General features: G+C 43.0%; 17 protein-coding genes. 8 read left to right on the top strand and 9 right to left on the bottom strand.

All coding sequences use genetic code 11. The features are described 5' to 3' along the window. Positions 1 to 183, bottom strand: a 183-nt coding sequence (locus A1232T_RS14210; protein WP_143513937.1) for a hypothetical protein, incomplete at its 3' end; no start/stop codon positions are given. A 58-nt stretch (positions 184 to 241) separates the two neighbouring features. Here A1232T_RS14210 and A1232T_RS02250 point away from each other — a divergent pair. The 4 genes from A1232T_RS02250 to A1232T_RS02235 all read left to right on the top strand — a co-directional run bounded on the left by A1232T_RS02250 (position 242) and on the right by A1232T_RS02235 (position 4,819). Then, on the top strand, positions 242 to 1,348 hold the full coding sequence (locus A1232T_RS02250; protein WP_077447853.1) for an RNA-guided endonuclease InsQ/TnpB family protein: 1,107 nt from the start codon (positions 242 to 244) through the stop codon (positions 1,346 to 1,348). Between the two features lie 447 nt (positions 1,349 to 1,795). Next, entirely contained in the window at positions 1,796 to 3,205 is a 1,410-nt protein-coding gene (gene brnQ, locus A1232T_RS02245) for a branched-chain amino acid transport system II carrier protein (protein ID WP_077447852.1), read from the top strand. A 123-nt stretch (positions 3,206 to 3,328) separates the two neighbouring features. Beyond that, positions 3,329 to 4,360 (top strand): ornithine cyclodeaminase family protein, encoded by a 1,032-nt coding sequence (locus tag A1232T_RS02240; RefSeq protein ID WP_077447851.1) that lies wholly within the window; start codon positions 3,329 to 3,331, stop codon positions 4,358 to 4,360. 39 nt (positions 4,361 to 4,399) lie between these two features. Next, complete coding sequence (locus tag A1232T_RS02235) at positions 4,400 to 4,819, top strand: YbaN family protein (RefSeq protein WP_077447850.1); 420 nt, start codon at positions 4,400 to 4,402, stop codon at positions 4,817 to 4,819. Positions 4,820 to 4,869: 50 nt separating this feature from the next. Here A1232T_RS02235 and A1232T_RS02230 read toward each other — a convergent pair whose 3' ends face one another. Beyond that, positions 4,870 to 5,331 (bottom strand): universal stress protein, encoded by a 462-nt coding sequence (locus A1232T_RS02230; RefSeq protein ID WP_077447849.1) that lies wholly within the window; start codon positions 5,329 to 5,331, stop codon positions 4,870 to 4,872. 390 nt (positions 5,332 to 5,721) lie between these two features. Between A1232T_RS02230 and A1232T_RS02225 the strand changes: the two genes are divergently transcribed. Next, complete coding sequence (locus A1232T_RS02225; protein ID WP_077447848.1) at positions 5,722 to 5,907, top strand: cold-shock protein; 186 nt, start codon at positions 5,722 to 5,724, stop codon at positions 5,905 to 5,907. Between the two features lie 293 nt (positions 5,908 to 6,200). Beyond that, the gene (locus A1232T_RS02220) at positions 6,201 to 7,217 is read left to right on the top strand and encodes a putative bifunctional lysylphosphatidylglycerol flippase/synthetase (RefSeq protein WP_077447847.1); all 1,017 of its coding nucleotides are present in this window, start codon (positions 6,201 to 6,203) and stop codon (positions 7,215 to 7,217) included. Positions 7,218 to 7,338: 121 nt separating this feature from the next. Here A1232T_RS02220 and ccmE read toward each other — a convergent pair whose 3' ends face one another. The 5 genes from ccmE to ccmA form a co-directional block, all read right to left on the bottom strand. Next, positions 7,339 to 7,866, bottom strand: coding sequence for a cytochrome c maturation protein CcmE (gene ccmE, locus A1232T_RS02215; protein WP_077447846.1), 528 nt, complete (start codon positions 7,864 to 7,866; stop codon positions 7,339 to 7,341). A 108-nt stretch (positions 7,867 to 7,974) separates the two neighbouring features. After that, positions 7,975 to 8,178, bottom strand: a complete 204-nt coding sequence (gene ccmD / locus A1232T_RS02210; protein WP_077447845.1) for a heme exporter protein CcmD — start codon at positions 8,176 to 8,178, stop codon at positions 7,975 to 7,977. Positions 8,179 to 8,221: 43 nt separating this feature from the next. Continuing rightward, the gene (gene ccmC / locus A1232T_RS02205) at positions 8,222 to 9,010 is read right to left on the bottom strand and encodes a heme ABC transporter permease CcmC (protein WP_077447844.1); all 789 of its coding nucleotides are present in this window, start codon (positions 9,008 to 9,010) and stop codon (positions 8,222 to 8,224) included. 257 nt (positions 9,011 to 9,267) lie between these two features. After that, the gene (locus A1232T_RS02200; RefSeq protein ID WP_077447843.1) at positions 9,268 to 9,984 is read right to left on the bottom strand and encodes a heme exporter protein CcmB; all 717 of its coding nucleotides are present in this window, start codon (positions 9,982 to 9,984) and stop codon (positions 9,268 to 9,270) included. Beyond that, positions 9,984 to 10,718 (bottom strand): heme ABC exporter ATP-binding protein CcmA, encoded by a 735-nt coding sequence (gene ccmA, locus A1232T_RS02195; RefSeq protein ID WP_077447842.1) that lies wholly within the window; start codon positions 10,716 to 10,718, stop codon positions 9,984 to 9,986. The genes A1232T_RS02200 and ccmA overlap by 1 nt, the downstream gene beginning before the upstream one ends. A 173-nt stretch (positions 10,719 to 10,891) precedes the next feature. Here ccmA and A1232T_RS02190 point away from each other — a divergent pair, with 173 nt between their 5' ends. After that, positions 10,892 to 12,037: a type III secretion system chaperone family protein gene (locus tag A1232T_RS02190; protein ID WP_077447841.1), complete on the top strand. Its 1,146-nt coding sequence runs from the start codon at positions 10,892 to 10,894 to the stop codon at positions 12,035 to 12,037. A 75-nt stretch (positions 12,038 to 12,112) separates the two neighbouring features. Next, entirely contained in the window at positions 12,113 to 13,018 is a 906-nt protein-coding gene (locus tag A1232T_RS02185) for a histone deacetylase family protein (protein ID WP_077447840.1), read from the top strand. Between the two features lie 56 nt (positions 13,019 to 13,074). On the opposite strand, the gene A1232T_RS02180 is transcribed toward A1232T_RS02185, so the two are convergent. Together A1232T_RS02180 and A1232T_RS02175 are read right to left on the bottom strand one after the other, a co-directional pair. After that, positions 13,075 to 14,853 carry a sensor histidine kinase gene (locus A1232T_RS02180; protein ID WP_077447839.1) on the bottom strand — a complete coding sequence of 593 codons (1,779 nt, stop codon included), beginning with the start codon at positions 14,851 to 14,853 and terminating at the stop codon, positions 13,075 to 13,077. A 99-nt stretch (positions 14,854 to 14,952) separates the two neighbouring features. Continuing rightward, positions 14,953 to 15,675 (bottom strand): response regulator transcription factor, encoded by a 723-nt coding sequence (locus A1232T_RS02175; RefSeq protein ID WP_077447838.1) that lies wholly within the window; start codon positions 15,673 to 15,675, stop codon positions 14,953 to 14,955. Positions 15,676 to 15,893 lie beyond the last annotated feature (218 nt).

The raw sequence follows: 15,893 nt of genomic DNA, 5'->3' as shown, positions 1-15,893 counted from the left end.
AGCATGTAGATAACCGTTTGGGTGAGTGTGATTGTGTACGAGTTGTTGATATCGTTTGATGAGCCTCGTATCTAGCTCCATTTTATCTATGCCATACTGGAAGATTCTATCATTCTGTTTTGCTCTTTTTAAGTTGTGTAGATACCTATGCACTTCAGGGGGTGGATATAAGGCGACACACACTGTCGTAAGAAGTCGTTGAAGGGTTGTAAGTCAAAATTAAACTTGCCATACTTAAGGTATGAAAACCCTCAAGCTACGCATTAAAGACAAGCACATAAAAGAGCTGAATCGTCTAAGCGGTTCAGTGAACTTCGTGTGGAACTATATTAATGCGCTGTGCTTTGAGCATCTAAAACGTACCGGTAAGTACTTTTCAGCCTATGATTTAAACCAGTACACCAAAGGAAGTGGCGAGTATTTAGGATTACACAGTCAAACCTTACAAGCTATCAATGAGACACACGCTAAATCACGTAAACAATTTAAAAAAGCCAAACTTAACTGGCGTACTAATAGACCTGATGCCAAACGTAAATCACTAGGTTGGATACCTTTTAAAAAGTCTGCTATCAAGTATTTGCAAACAAGGCAGACGGGTAAGAAGGCACTGAAATCAACCCTACAGTTATCCCTATCTAAAGGTCAAAAGCTTATCATAGATGTATTCGATAGCTACAACCTAAGCCTATATCAAATAAACACCTTAGAGATAGTACAAGACAGTCGTAATCGTTGGTATGCGTGTATCACTGTTAAAGACTACCCCAAACAAGCAAGTGGTATGGGCAGCGTTGGTATTGACTTAGGTTTAAAAGAGTCTGCTACTACCTCAATGGGTGATAAACTCACTATTAAGCAGACGCAAAAGTGGGCGAATAAATTAGCAGTAGCCCAGCGTGCTAAGAATAAAAAACGTGTCAAAGCAATCCACGCCAAAATTAAAAATACAAGATTAGACTTAATTCATAAATTCACCACCAAGCTTGTTAAAGATAACAGCTTAATTGTAGTTGGTGATGTTAAATCACGCTCATTTACAACTAAAAAAACCAAGCTAGCTAAATCAACATACGATGCAGGATGGTTTGAACTTAAACGACAACTGGAATACAAATGCAAGCATGCAGGTTGTCAGCTTGAGATCGTAAATGAGAGTTACACTACCCAGACCTGCTCGTGCTGCCACAAAATAGGTGACAGTAGCTCGAAAGGTAGAGCAGGCTTGCGAATAAGAGGATGGGCTTGTGCTGAGTGTGGCACATGGCATGATAGAGATATCAATGCTGCTAAGAACATCCTTGCGGTCGGGCTTGACCGTCTAGATGTAGGAATCCCCTCGGTTTAGCGAGGGGAGGAAGTCAAAAATCGGCCATATCGGTCAAGATAGAGAGCTCATATAAAAACGGGTATAAGACGTAAGGAATCCCTATGTTAAAATTACTGACGAAAACCAAGTTAGCACTGGCTGTTCTATTAACCAGCTCACTTTTTCTAACAGCTTGTACCGTGACAGGGCTAGTAGGAGGAGTAACCGGTAGTTAAAGCTTTACCCCTCCTATAAATAAGCTATTTTTAAAAACCACTGTTCCGGTGGTTTTTTTATGCCCAATCGCTAACAGCTTCAGTGTTTATCTCGACTTAATTCATTGTGTTTCTATCTAGTAATATCTATTGCTAAGTCTCTGATATAGCAATCTATTTGTATAAAAAAATTGCAGTCAGTTTTTGCCAACAACCCAGGCTTCCTATACAATTGCTCCTTTTTATATACAAATGAAAGGCTCACATTGCTATGGGTAAACAGACACCAGAGGCTCAACCGTCCAAGGCGAGTCCATTGTTTTTAGGATTCATGCTTCTGTCCTTTTTCTTCGGGGCAGGCAACCTTATTTTTCCTCCCATGTTAGGTATGAACTCAGGCAGTAATTTTACGCCAGCTGTTATTGGGTTTATCGCCACAGCCATCGCATTACCTTTATTAAGTCTAATTGTTGTGGCCAAATCACCAGATGGGCTACTGGGAGTGGGGCGCCGGGTACACGCTGTGTTTGCTTATATATTTGCAATATTGGTGTATCTGTCTATCGGGGTTATGTACGGCATCCCTAGGGCGGCCAATGTGGGCTATGAAATGGGGTTTCAGCAGTTTGTTAATCTGCCAAATAATACGGGCCTAGTGGTTTATGTGGTCGTATTTTTTAGTATTTGCTACTTATCTTCCATTAAGTCGGGCCGTCTGATTGATTTTATTGGTAAGTTTTTAACCCCTATATTATTGGTATTTATTGCTTTGTTATGTGGTTTAGCCATTTTTAATCTAACACCAGGCACTCAAGCACCAACAGAGCAGTTTGCGACCAGTCCTTTGTCAGCTGGTATTATTGAGGGCTACTTTACCTTAGATGCGCTGGCAGGTTTGGCGTTCGGTAGTGTGTTGTCTGCCTCTATCATTGAAGCCATGCGTCCGAAAACACCTAACACAGGTAAGCAGACTTCAGCAGGCGATAGCGTAGAGCCACTAAGTAGCAGTCCTTCTGTTGATAAGCCAGTTAGTGATAAGCAGTTAGTTAAAATCATGATCCAGTCCTCCTTAGTGGCGGGTTTCTTTTTAGGACTGGTTTATTTAGGCCTAGCTTGGGTTGGGGTAAGTATGTATCGCCCTGAAGGCTATGACAATGGAGCCGTCTTGTTATCAAGTGCGGCCACACTGCTTATGGGTAATTTGGGCAATGTGGTGCTGGGCATGATTGTGATTTTGGCGTGTTTGACCACCTGTATTGGTTTAATTAATGCCTGCTCAAGCTTTGCTCAAAGCCTGTTTCCAAAGATAAGTTATAAAAGCTATGTCCTGGTATTTACAGTGGCAGGTGCTGTGCTGTCAAACCTTGGTCTAGAGCCTATTTTAGCGATTGCCGTGCCAATCATGATGTTTTTATATCCCATCAGTATTGCGCTGGTATTGTTGTCACTCATGCACCCTTTAATTGCACATCGTCCGCTAACTTATGTATTGGGCGTGGGCACAGCGACCTTGCTTGCTTTTAATGATATGTTGGCCAGTATTGTATCGAGCCCTTTACCTTGGCAGAGTTTGATTGATACACTGCCTTTATCTGAAATGGGGCTTGGCTGGATTGTACCGACGATTGTTATGGCATTAATCGGGTTTGTCGCTAAGCGTTCGGATAACGCTATTGCTTAATAAGAGGTCCTAGCTTTAACAAAAGTGTGAGCCATGTGACAAAACACCACAGTTGGCAACTTGTACTCATAGGCTACGGATTAGCATAATAAAAAGAGTAAAATCATAATTTAAGGAAGAAGAATGCAAGTATTGAATTTAGATACCGTAAAACAGCAGTTAACCATGCCGATGGCCATTGAAGCCATTGAAGACTTATTAAAAGTACAGCATGAAAACCCAAGTTGGGTGAAAACACCAGAGCGTCTGGTGATTCCAACGTATCAAGACAGCGAGAGTCATCAGACCGGTTCACACTTGTCGATGCCTTCGGTAGTGTTTGATGGGGCGGAGGAATACGCTGTGGTGAAGCTGGTAACGATTTGTCCCGATAATCCAGCACGCAATAAGCCAACAACGGTAGCGACCATTGCTGTTTCTGATACAGCGACAGGGGAAACTCTGGCCTTTATGGATGGTATCTATGTGACCCAAGTTCGTACTGCAGCCTTATCTGGTGTTGCCACAAAATATATGGCCAATCCAGACAGCAAGACCGTGGCTGTAGTAGGTACGGGTGGTATGGCTTATGAGCAATTAAGTGCTGTGTTAACCGTGTGCCCAAGTATCACCGAAGTAACACTTTGGAACCGCACTACGGATAAGGCACACGACTTTAAAGAAGTGTTTGAGCGTGATTATTCACAGTGGAATGTGACATTAACCGTTTGCGATACGATAGAAGAAGCGGTAAAAGACGCAGATATTATCAATTTAGCTACCCGCGCTACAGAAGGTCTGTTTGAAGTCGATCAAATCAAAGCCAACGCACATGTTAATGCTGTGGGTGCTTATCAGCCAAATATGAAAGAGGTTAGCGACTCTGTTATCGAATCAAGCGCTTATGTGGTTATTGATGACTTAGAAGGCGGTAAACACGAAGCGGGTGATTTGATTCAGGCAGATGACAATTCAGGCTGTGACTGGCAGTGGGATCAGCTAAGCGGTCAACTTATGGATTTAGTCTCTGGCGATCTGAAAGTTGAGACAGCTGATGGCTCGAAAGGGATTACTTTATTTAAATCAGTGGGTGCAGCAAGCTTTGATGCGGCTGTAGCGTTAAAAATTGCTCAAGCGGCCAAACAAGATCAGATAGGTCAAGCTGTAGAGCTGTAACTTCTATTAATTCACCAATAAAATAAGCCTCCTTGTTTTATGACAGATGATAGCCAATACCGTTACACAGGTAATATTAACCCGTCTAAGTACGCTTCAATGCGTTGGCTGTATCTTGTCTTAGGGGGCATGTTTTTTGGACTGGGTGTGGTAGGGGCACTGTTGCCAGTGATGCCTACTGCACCCTTTGTGTTACTGGCAGCCGCCTGCTGGGCTCGAGGCTCAAAACGTTTTTATCTATGGCTGATTAATCACAAGTATATGGGTAAATATATTCGTGATTGGGAAGAGCGTAGGGCTGTGCCTAGACGTGCTAAATGGCTCGCCTGTATTATGATGACCGTATCAGGCACTATGCTGTTTTTTACAGTGCCTGATGCACAAGTATGGGTCGCTTGGACTGTGGCCTTAGTCTGCTTTTGTGTGGGCATCTACCTATGGCGATTGCCCGACGCCTAGTGAGCGCTGTACTTATAAGGCTGTACTTATGAGTAGGCCGCTTGGCTAGATTACTCCTTAACCGGCTTTTCTAGCTTAACGACCAGTACGTCACAATCAACGTTAGGCAAGATAGCATCCACAGTAGCTCCATTAATCCAGGCAGAGATACCATGACGCTCGTGACGACCAATAATCACTAAGTCCACGTCATTTTTATGGCAGTAGTTGATAATGCCCTCACTGTTTGAAATGGCTGTGGTCACTTCCTGACTGTTACAATCTAAGCCGTTACGGTCAAGAAATTCAATCAGATCCTTTCTAGCGTTCTTGCAGCGCTCATCATCTATTTCATCATACAGACTGGCTGCAGGCACCATTTCATAACCAAACCCTACCACCGTATCTTTAATGATATGCAGTACAGAGAGCTGAGCGCCTTGTTGACGTGAGTGAATGTACTTTGCTTTTTGGGCAACGACATCGGCATCCGAGCGTAGGTCAGTAACTAACAAGATATGTTTATAGCTCATGGCAGCACCTATATAGTAAATAAGATTAAAAGAGCATAAATAGAGAGAGTGATTAACTCCTACTCTCTATATACTATCATAAGCTTATTTAATTATAGATGCAGTATGATTTTAGGAACTCTTATAACTATAAAGTGCCTAGTTTGAAAAAGCGCCTAGTTTGAAGTAAAAAGGACTATATTTTAAACAAACTAAAGTTATTTTAAGTTTTTTTAAAATAAAGCTTGCTTACCTGTGGTATTGGTATATACTGGGCACCTGCTTAAGAGAACCGCAGCAAATCATTACCTCGTAGTATTAGCATTAATCCTCCGTTTTAAGATTTACAGAAGTTGCTCAAGCGTTATCCGACCAAATTGGTCATTATGTTTTAAAATTAGGAAGATGAATATGTCAGATACTATCAAAGGTACTGTTAAGTGGTTCAACGAAGCTAAAGGTTTTGGCTTTATCGCTCCAGAAACTGGTCCAGACGTTTTTGCTCATTACAGCGAAATCGCAAGCTCAGGTTTCAAAACCCTAGCTGAAGGCCAAGAAGTTGAGTTCACAGTAACTCAAGGTGCTAAAGGCCCATAAGCCCACGGTATCACAGCTATCTAATAGCTAAGATAATTTAAAGTGATGATAATTTAAAAACATTACTTTGAATGAATCAAAAAAACGAGCCCTTGGCTCGTTTTTTTTGTCTGCACTTTTTTAAATGTATTTATCCTCATAAGACCAAGGGATATCAGCCTCTCAATCGCATAATTTACAGCATGTTTTTATGATAAATACACAAACTAATTGTCGAGGCTGTTATTATAGCCCCTATGGTTATATTATATAAAATTCTATGAATTCCTCAGTGTCTTAATCTAAGTGGCAGTATGTCTATAAACCTAAAAAAATTCCTCAATCCTAAAGTAGTTTTGCTACGCGGCACACTGTTTTTGCTGGCGCTGTTTATATTCCTTCTTGCTCTAAAAACCCTATATACCATCACTCATACCATCAAGCTCTCAGAAGTTTTAGCAGCCATAGAGCAGATTCCCAATGTGGACATCTTTTTGGCCCTACTGGTGGTGGCATTTGGATACTTGGTCCTGACGCTCTACGATACGATTGCATTGAAACACATGCACATTGAGTTGCCTTTTAAGAAGGTGGCATTTACCTCATTTACCGCTTACGCCATTGGTCATACTATCGGATTGGCAATCTTATCTGCCTCCGGAGTACGCTTTAGGATGTATGGAGTAAATAAGATAAGGCCTGAGAACATTGCCAATGTTGTTTGGTTGGTATCCATGGCTTTTACTTTTGGTATTACCACCTTGGTAGCCTTATCACTAGCCCTACACCCTGAAGCCACAGTAATTATGATGGGACAGCTGGATATGCAGTTGTCTGAATTGTCGATAGATGTGCCAAATATTTTCCATAATGCCTCGGTAATACGTGGCATAGGTATTAGCCTATTGGCTATAGTGGCGGGGTTACTGGCTTGGTCGGGTAAGCAGGGTCGACATATTCAAGTAGGTAGCTGGCGTTTTGATTTACCGCCTGCAGCGATGATCATTAAACAGATTATCATCTCAATTATTGACTTGGCGAGTGTGGCATTTGTTTTATATCTACTGCTCCCTCACGATGCGGGAGTAGGGTACTTTACGGTGTTTGCAGCGTTTGTTCAGTCAATGATATTGGCAATTTTAAGCCATGTTCCAGGTGGGCTTGGCGTCTTTGAGCTGACAATGATGGCGTCCTTACCTATGGTGGATAAGACTTACTTATTGGCCGTGTTGTTGGTCTTTAGACTGCTATATTATTTGCTACCCTTCTTTTTAGCAGTGACGTTCTTTATTGGACATGAGATTTGGCTACGCTGGTTAAGAAAGCCCTAAGGTTTGCTTAGAGTCTAACCAGCAATTAAAAACAGTTAAAGCAAAACAAAAAAACAGGCAGCTTATTAAGCTGCCTGTTTTCTTTATAGCATGATTATTGCCCACTTTTAAGTGATTTGATTTACTCAGCTAAGGTATCAGTAGTGTGATTGCCTTTTTCAGGAGCGTTTTTTACAGGGATAGCGGGACTAAATTGCTCTGAGTCTGGAGTAACGCCTTTTGCCGCATGTTCTTCTTTTAATGAAGCAGCAACTTCAGGTGGCATGTAGTTCTCATCGTGCTTGGCAAGAACTTCGCTGGCCACAAATAAATCACCCTGCATTTCACCGGTAGCAACAACCCCTGAGTTTTCAGCAAATAAATCTGGCAAGATACCTTGATAGCTGACGGGGACAGAAGCATTAAAGTCCGTAATGGCAAACTGAACTTTTAAATCATCATTAGGGTCACGACGCACACTGTCTTTTACTACCATACCTCCAGCACGAATACGTTTGTTTTGTGGGGCTTCACCAGCAGCAATAGCTGTTGGATCAAAGTAATAGTCTGTTTGTTGGCCAATGGCATAGATAACCAACAAAACTGCAATGATGGCACCTGCTAAAGTAGCAGCGACCCAAATTAGTTTTTTACGACGCACAGCATTCATAAAATTGCCTTTAGTTTTTAGACCTCAAAAGAGAAGAAGGTCTTTATAAAAAGTTGAAAACGCTTGAAACTTTAAGTCAGTCAGTAATAGCGGAGCAGCTTACTAGATTTAGTTGCGCTTAGTTCTTTGTTTACGCTGCTGCTGACGGGCATGTTGGATTTTTAACTCTTTAATCAGACGACGGCGCTGACTGAGGCTATAAAAGATGAAGCCGAGGATAGCGAGCACAGTAATGCCCCATGTACTCCACACATAAGGCCCATGTTCGCCCATGGCTATAAACTCTTGGAAGCTATAAAAATAGGGTTGCACAGTGGCTCTCCTTTATTGGCTAATGACCAGGCTTGTCTGCGTATTATTTGGACGTACGCACATATTCTTTGACCCAAGCCTTATTTTGGTCACGGCGTAGGATTAGGGTGTTGGTACGGTATATGGCTAAAGCGCCAACCATAAAGTAAGTGCCCAGAATCATCAGTAATAAAGGCGCTAACATATCGATAGACATCTTAGGGGCCTCGGTGATGGTCAGGGTAGTGCCTTGGTGTAAAGTATTCCACCAGTTTACCGAATATTTAATAATAGGAAGGTTCACAGCCCCTACGATAGATAATATGGCGGCAGCTTTTCCTCGGTTTGGTGTGTGTTCAAAAGCGGCAAATAAAGCCATTACCCCAGCGTATAAGAACGCCAAAATAAGCATTGAGGTTAAGCGCGCATCCCACACCCAGAAGGTTCCCCAAGTTGGCTTAGCCCAGATAGAGCCGGTCAATAAGCTTAGGACACACAATAAAAAACCAATAGGTGCGATGGCTTGTGCCACCAAGTTTGCCGTTTTAATACGCCACACTAAGAAGATTACCCCCAACACTGCTAAGGCGAAATAAATCGACAAAGCAATACTGGCTGCAGGCACGTGGATAAAGATAATGCGATAGCTGTTACCTTGCAGATAATCTGGAGGGGCAAAGCCAAGACCCCAGATGCTGCCGATCGCAATCATAGTAATTGCTATACCAGCAAGCCACTTAACCCAAGGGGAGAAAATTCTAAAGAATTCTCGTGTCCCAACAGTGGCTAAAAATCCTTGCCACAGGCGAGAAAAGAAGCCAGGGGTTTGAGGTGATGAATTAGCATTTGGCATAATAAAACGACCTTGTAAGCCACGGTGTGAGCAAAAAAGTGCTTATATAAATGTCAAAGCACGCGGATCAATAAGGCTACGTAAAGAAGTAGGGTGGCAATAAAAATAACCTAGCAACAGCTCAGTAGTTTTGGCTGAGCCTGATAGGGTTAGTACCTAATCCTAACAGCCGCTTAATAAATAACAGAAAGTAGCAGTAAAAATATTTTATAACCAATAGTAGGTAATAACTGAGGCTATTATAACAAATATTGGCCTCAGTTAAGCCAAGCCATTTTTAGAGTCATGGCGATGACCCAAGGCATGACCAGGACCGAAATAATACTGCCAGCGGCCAAAAGTGCCAATATCGGCAATCCATTAAGACCAGTAGCATACAAGTCTACTGCACCTGTGGCAAATATCAGAACGGGTAACTGAATCGGTAATGCAATTAAGGGGACTAATACTGCCCCATTTTTTAGAGATAAAGTCAAGCTGCTGGAAATCGCTGATAGCATTAATAACATTGGGCTGCCGAGTATAATGGAAGCCAAAAGCGCGCCCGCTTCTCCCCAGGATAAGCCAAATAAAGGGACGGCTAACAAGCTCATTAAAGCCACCAAGCCACTGCTAAATATCCAGTGAATGGTAAGACGAATCAGCACCCAAAGAGGCAGCGAGGTTCTTGAGACCACCAGCTGGGCCAAAGTACCGTTGTCCATGGCAGGTTTAAACAGTCCGTCAACCCCCATAACCAGAGATAATAAGGCGGCAATCCACACGGCTGGAACGCCTAAGCGATGTAATAGCTGAGGCTCACTGCCTACAGCCAGTGGGAATAGGGTGATAATCACCAAAAATAATACCAACGGGTATAACCACTGAACTGCACCTTGCTGTTTGACCTGCCACTCCCGTTGCCAAAGCTCTTTAGTGGCTATGCCAAGAGAGGAGGTATGATTAGGTGACGACTTAGGAGTAGATTTGCTCATTACCGTACTCCCTTATTCTCAAATTGTGAGTCATCATAATCCTCTAGATAATCGAAATCCCCTTCTTGCGAATAGGTTGGCAAATAATCAGATAGGTTTAATGACTTATTGGCCACCTCTACGGTTTGGTGACTGGTCATCAGTACCGCACCGCCACTATTAACGAATTCTTGTAGTCGTTGTTGTAATCGCGCCACCATGTTGACATCAAGCGCAGTAAGAGGCTCATCTAGAAGCCATAGTGGGGTTTGCTGAACGCTCATTAAATAGAGTCTGGCCAAAGTGACTCGGCGGGTTTGACCTGCAGAAAGCTGATTACTGCCCATATTTTCAAAGCCCGATAAATCTACCCAGTCCAAAGCCGTTTCAATTTGTTCAGCAGAAGGTTTGATGCCATAAAGATTTAATAAAAAAGTTAGGTTTTGTCTTACCGTAAGGTTGGGGTGAATGCCCAATTGATGTGACACATATAAAGGAGCGATGGGTAAAGTAGACTGACCTTGATAAAAAACCTCCCCTTCAAGTAAGGGCAACAGTCCTGCCAACTGCATTAGCAGCGTGGTTTTTCCGGTACCGTTAGCGCCCACAAGATGGCAAATCTCACCACTTGATAAGGTGAGTGTTACCCCTTCGCATAAGGGAAAATCTCCCCGCTGAATGGTAATGTCTTGCAGGGACAGTATGGCAGGAGTAGAGTGTGAGGACTGAGAACTAGTGGAGTTATTGGAGTGCATGATGACCTAATTTATAAAGGGTAGTATGAGTCAGTTGTTATCAATTTGTCTCTTGGTTCAGCATTTGTCTTAATGCTATTGCAATAAGTGCAGCCCGCCGTCATATATAGTTAATATTTTAATATAACATAGTATATCAAACCTCAGCCCACAACTAACGTATTGTCCCTATTATGAGCTCACAAAAAAAACCGTCTTTTTGGCAACGATTAAAATACCTATTAACTGCTGAAGAAAGTAGCATCAAGGACAGGGCCGATACCGCTCAGTCTGACAACAGACCAGTAGTAAAATCTGGTAAGGAAGCTGCTGCAAGTAGTGAGCCTTCCTCTGACGCCCGATCTGATACTGCTAAAGAGGAGATGTCCCAATCTCAACAGTCTCAGCATACACGACCCAAGCATGAGGCTTATAACTATAATAAGAGCCACAAGCATGACTCCGGAAATAGTGATAATTTTAAATTATCGACAGAAAGTTATCAGTCGACCACTCGTGACACAGAAGAAGATTATGCAGAAGGAGCGCCTGAGGAAGCTTCAGTGAAATTTATCAGTTTGTCTAATTTAGATGAAGCGGACAATATGAAACAGCGCACCGCTGCGATACAAAACTCAGAAAACCCGATAACCGATAGTATCTTAGACTTCTTAGAAGCCAGCGACCTTAGTTATTATTATCATGAGCCGGCCACCGAAAGTGAATTTAATGACCCTGACCAAGATCCTGCTGACGTACCCTCCGGTAATCAAACTCAAAAGTATCAAGGCAGTATCAGTAAAAGAAACGTGCATCATATTTCAATGGCGATGCGTTATTATCAAGAAGGCAGCAACAGCGATACAGCTCGTACTGAGGCTGAGCAGTCGGCCGATGCTCACGCAGCGATAGAAAAAGGTGAGGTAGAGTGGGGCTGCGTGATTCGTGTCCATGAACACACTCAGCTGGTTTCTTTCTATGGGGTACTCCCTTTTCACTTGCCTGAATCTCATTTACAGGCAGGAATGACGCTGGCCACTCAGCTTAACTATGACATGATGCTAGGCTGTGTTGAGATTGATATTCGCGATGGTGAGATAAGATTTAAAAACTCTCTAGATCTGGAGTCTATCATCAATGCCAGCGGCGGGTTTGTGCCACCCACGGTGATCAGCTATCTGTTAAAAGGGGTGATGGCCATGACAGCCTCGTTTGCTCCCTTATTTAGCGATCTCATTACCAGTGATCCTAAGGACTTCGAGTTAGACACTTTACTCGAAGAGCTGAGCAAAGCGCAGATGGATAAGACTTTCTTTTTAGCAACTCGGGTGCCACAGTAGCAGGTCGCTACAATTAAGACTAACCCTAACGGTGCCCTAGTTTTAGAGACACATCAGAGATAAGTTAAAGGTAATATGTTAAAAGTTGCATTTTCTCCCATCTTTCTTTACCAAGTGCCAGAGAAGCATCGTTTCCCTATGCAAAAATATAGGTTAATACCTGAGCGCTTGATAGAGGAAGGGATTTTGAGCGAAGACAACTTCTTTGCTCCTGACAAATTGACTGAAGAAGAAATTCTTACCACTCATACCCCTGAATATTGGCAAAAACTAAAGACTCAAACTTTATCGCGTAAAGAGGCAAGAGCGATAGGATTTGAGATGACTCCTGAATTGGTAGAGCGTGGCAGATATATTGCCCACGCCACTTATGAGTGTGCTTTGTATGCCAAGCAATATGGGGTGTCTTTGAATGTGGCCGGTGGGACGCATCACTCTTTTGCTGACCATGGCGAAGGTTTTTGTGTTTTTAATGACGTATGTATTGCCAGTAATTTACTACTATCTCGCGGCGAAGCGGAACGAATATTAGTAGTGGATTTGGATGTGCATCAAGGCAATGGTAACGCCAGTATTATGGCCAATGAGCCAAGAGTGTTTGTGTTTAGCATGCACGGAGAGAAGAATTATCCTTTTCGAAAACCCCCTTCAGATTTAGATATTGAACTGGCCAATGACACCGATGACGAGACCTATCTGACCCAGTTAAAGCAGACCCTGCCAAATCTCATTGCTGAGCATAAACCGGATTTGATTTTTTATCAGTCCGCAGTGGATGTATTAGCAACTGATAAGCTTGGTAAGCTGGCTTTAACTCCTGAAGGCTGTAAACAACGCGATGACTTTGTATTACGCCAAGCTAGAGATAATAATATCCCCATCTCGGTTGTAATGGGGGGTGGGTATTCTGAGGATATTGAAGATGTGGTAGAAGCTCACTGCAATACCTTTAGACTGGCCAAGCAGTTGTTCTTTGGTTAGGGCAGGGCTACCGCTTTAGTCTATCAGTGACTTGGCTTGCTTATGACAAATGAGGCTTACGAAAAGCTGGGTTTTTCTACCGTAACACTGTCATTGACCGGAAGTAACACAATAAAGCGGGTCCGGCCGTTGTAAGTATCGGTGCGAATACGGCCATTGTGAGCTTCAACAATTTGAGCCACCAAAGACAATCCCAGTCCCGAGCCTTTTCTTTGCTGTTGCAAGCGGACAAAAGGACTGAAAATCTCATCACGTTTGTCCAAAGGAATCCCTTTACCCTGGTCAATGACGGCCAATACTGCAAAATTAGGCTCAATAATGGGCTCAGCTTTAGGGCGACGTAAGCGCTTAGCGAAGCCCATATCATTAAGTTTTGAAGAGTCAGCTTTTGCTTTATTGTTGGTTTTGTCTTGGTTTTTAGAGGATTCCTGTGCTTCAGATTGGGCTGACTGCTCCGCAGCTTTTGGACCTACAGTCTCCAAGTTAGCAGACTCATCATGCTCGCCATGACTATCAGGGGTCAGTTCAGTCTCAGCTAAAGTGTCAGTCAGGTTATCTTGCTCAATATCAGTTGAGCCATTTTCTAAGGTTAAAGACTGACCCTCTGAAGTATCGCCTTCTGATTTGGCCAACGCAATTTGATCTAATAGCTGCTTAGGCGGATAAAGCGCCTCTTCTTGTTCGACCACACCATAAAGATGTACTTCAATCGGCGGCTCGCCATGAATCAAAGCATTGTTTAATAAATTTCGTATCAGGTGAATCAGTAGCTTGGGCTGACCTTCAATCACTAAGGGGCGGCCATACAATGAGGCTTCAGGATAGTGCTGACACTCTTGGCTAATAAGCTCATAAAAATCAAAACGCTCATTACTTTGTGCCGCATGGCCCGCATCCAAGCGACTCACCAACAAGATGCTTTCTACCAAGTCATTGAGGCCGGTTAAATCACGATTGACCGCTTGAGCTCGTTTATGAAATTTAGCCTGAGTTTCCTCTGACATTTCATTGGCCAGCATCTCCATCATCTCAATCTGTAGACGAATTCGGGTAATCGGAGTGCGAAGTTCATGCGAGGCATGGGCTAGCAGTAAGTTGTTGGCATCAATGAGCTGCTCAATCTTCTGCGCAGCTTGGTTGAAGCCTCTAGCCAAGCTGGCAATCTCATCCGTCCCTTTGGCAGGCACGCGGACACTAAAGTCACCTTCCCCTAGCTGAGCCATCTGCTTGCTCATCTGGTCGATACGCCAAGTCATCGAGTGGGCAATCCACCACAGAACGAATGACATAAGGGTAATAAGGGCAATGGTACCCGTAAAGATATTTAATACCGCCCACAACTCCGAGCGTTTTGGTGGGTTTCTTGGCTCATACAATAAAGTATAGCCACGATCACTCATCGCTTGGACGTTGACCTGATCTGAAGAAAAAAACGCCGGCAACATACGCGAGATAAAGGAGGGATCATCAGGAAGCTGCTTTGGTAAATCACTGTCATCGGTTTGAATCAGCAAGTTGCCATTGCGGTCATAAAGTCCCATCTTCGCTTGTAGCGACTCATCAAAAACATCAAAACTTCTTTTGACAACGGCCAGCATAAATCGAGCTTGTAAAAGCTCGTTCATGGTAGTGGCGTTATCTAGCTCGTCCACAAAAGGGTCGATTTGGCTAACAATTTGCTTCGCAAGCACCTCCCAGCGGGCATCGGCTGAGTTGTTGTGCACGAGGTTCATAAGGGTAACCATACCGGCAGCAAACAATACCAGAGTGAGTACCACACTGGTAAAAAGCTTACTAAAGACGGAGGTCATACCAAATCGAGGGCGACGAGTCATAGAAATGTCTAATATAAACTGGGTCTGCTAAAAATAAGATAGCGATTCAACCTGATTATAAAATTGAATCGCTAAGGGGTTAAAGCAGTAAGTTTTTAACTATACTTGGTCAGTGGCAAATTGATAACCCACACCACGAACCGTAATAATGCGTTTTGGCTGGCGAGGGTTGTCTTCGATTAAAGCTCTTAGACGAGAGATATGCACATCAATAGCACGATCAATGTTATCTGAGCTGTCATCATTGGGCATAGCTTGCCATAACTGCTCACGGTTTAATACTTTACCAGCATGAGTGGCAAAGTAGTGTAGCAGCTGAAACTGGTGCGTGGTTAAACGCACAGGCTTATCATCAATGGTCACTTCGTGACTATCTGGGAAGACACTTAGACGACCAAAAGTTAAGCTGTCTGACTGACTGTCGGCTTGGTTTGGCTGCTCATGACGGCGCAAGACAGCACGGATACGTGCCAACAGCTCACGAGGCTCAAAGGGCTTGGCGATATAGTCGTCAGCACCCATCTCTAAACCTAATACTCGATCTGTGGTGTCCCCTTTAGCGGTTAACATCACAATAGGCACTTTATTGGTTTGGCTATTTTTGCTGCCACGAATCTTCTGACAAACTTGCATACCATCCATATCAGGAAGCATTAAGTCTAAGATAATCAAGTCAATAGCACGCTCTTTGGCGTCTAAGATATCTAAGCCTTCTTGGCCAGTAGGAGCATGATGAACTTCATAATAGTTCATCGTTAAATAATCGCTAATCAGTTCTGCTAAATCTGGATCATCTTCAATTATTAGTATTTGTTTGCTCATAATAATCCTTAAATTATTCAATAATTTGTTTAATAAATGGTTTGTATCTGTATTGGGTTAACTCAGCATTTATTTAGTGGGTCAGTCGTTGTTTGTTGTTAGCCAGTAATTTGATTGTTATTTTACTGGGTCGTTATTTTTACTGAGTATGCATGACTACTTTAAGTCGTATTATAACTATATTCGCTAGCCACTGCCTATCTTAACAATACACAGTT

Origin of the sequence: Psychrobacter pasteurii (genome assembly GCF_900162815.1) — a bacterium.
In the GTDB taxonomy this organism is placed as follows: domain Bacteria; phylum Pseudomonadota; class Gammaproteobacteria; order Pseudomonadales; family Moraxellaceae; genus Psychrobacter; species Psychrobacter pasteurii.
The sequence above is the reverse complement of the archived record's forward strand: the minus strand, read 5'-3'. Positions and strand labels throughout refer to the sequence as shown.

Excerpts from the sequence above, each read along its gene's own strand:
- ccmA (WP_077447842.1), bottom strand. The coding sequence starts at position 10,718 with ATGCACTCCAATAACTCCACTAGTTCTCAGTCCTCACACTCTACTCCT.
- A1232T_RS02230 (WP_077447849.1), bottom strand. The coding sequence starts at position 5,331 with ATGAGCTATAAACATATCTTGTTAGTTACTGACCTACGCTCGGATGCC.
- A1232T_RS02180 (WP_077447839.1), bottom strand. The coding sequence starts at position 14,853 with ATGACTCGTCGCCCTCGATTTGGTATGACCTCCGTCTTTAGTAAGCTT.
- A1232T_RS02225 (WP_077447848.1), top strand. The coding sequence starts at position 5,722 with ATGTCAGATACTATCAAAGGTACTGTTAAGTGGTTCAACGAAGCTAAA.
- brnQ (WP_077447852.1), top strand. The coding sequence starts at position 1,796 with ATGGGTAAACAGACACCAGAGGCTCAACCGTCCAAGGCGAGTCCATTG.
- A1232T_RS02235 (WP_077447850.1), top strand. The coding sequence starts at position 4,400 with ATGACAGATGATAGCCAATACCGTTACACAGGTAATATTAACCCGTCT.
- A1232T_RS02200 (WP_077447843.1), bottom strand. The coding sequence starts at position 9,984 with ATGAGCAAATCTACTCCTAAGTCGTCACCTAATCATACCTCCTCTCTT.
- ccmE (WP_077447846.1), bottom strand. The coding sequence starts at position 7,866 with ATGAATGCTGTGCGTCGTAAAAAACTAATTTGGGTCGCTGCTACTTTA.
- ccmC (WP_077447844.1), bottom strand. The coding sequence starts at position 9,010 with ATGCCAAATGCTAATTCATCACCTCAAACCCCTGGCTTCTTTTCTCGC.
- A1232T_RS02185 (WP_077447840.1), top strand. The coding sequence starts at position 12,113 with ATGTTAAAAGTTGCATTTTCTCCCATCTTTCTTTACCAAGTGCCAGAG.
- A1232T_RS02190 (WP_077447841.1), top strand. The coding sequence starts at position 10,892 with ATGAGCTCACAAAAAAAACCGTCTTTTTGGCAACGATTAAAATACCTA.
- A1232T_RS02250 (WP_077447853.1), top strand. The coding sequence starts at position 242 with ATGAAAACCCTCAAGCTACGCATTAAAGACAAGCACATAAAAGAGCTG.
- A1232T_RS02240 (WP_077447851.1), top strand. The coding sequence starts at position 3,329 with ATGCAAGTATTGAATTTAGATACCGTAAAACAGCAGTTAACCATGCCG.
- A1232T_RS02175 (WP_077447838.1), bottom strand. The coding sequence starts at position 15,675 with ATGAGCAAACAAATACTAATAATTGAAGATGATCCAGATTTAGCAGAA.
- A1232T_RS02220 (WP_077447847.1), top strand. The coding sequence starts at position 6,201 with ATGTCTATAAACCTAAAAAAATTCCTCAATCCTAAAGTAGTTTTGCTA.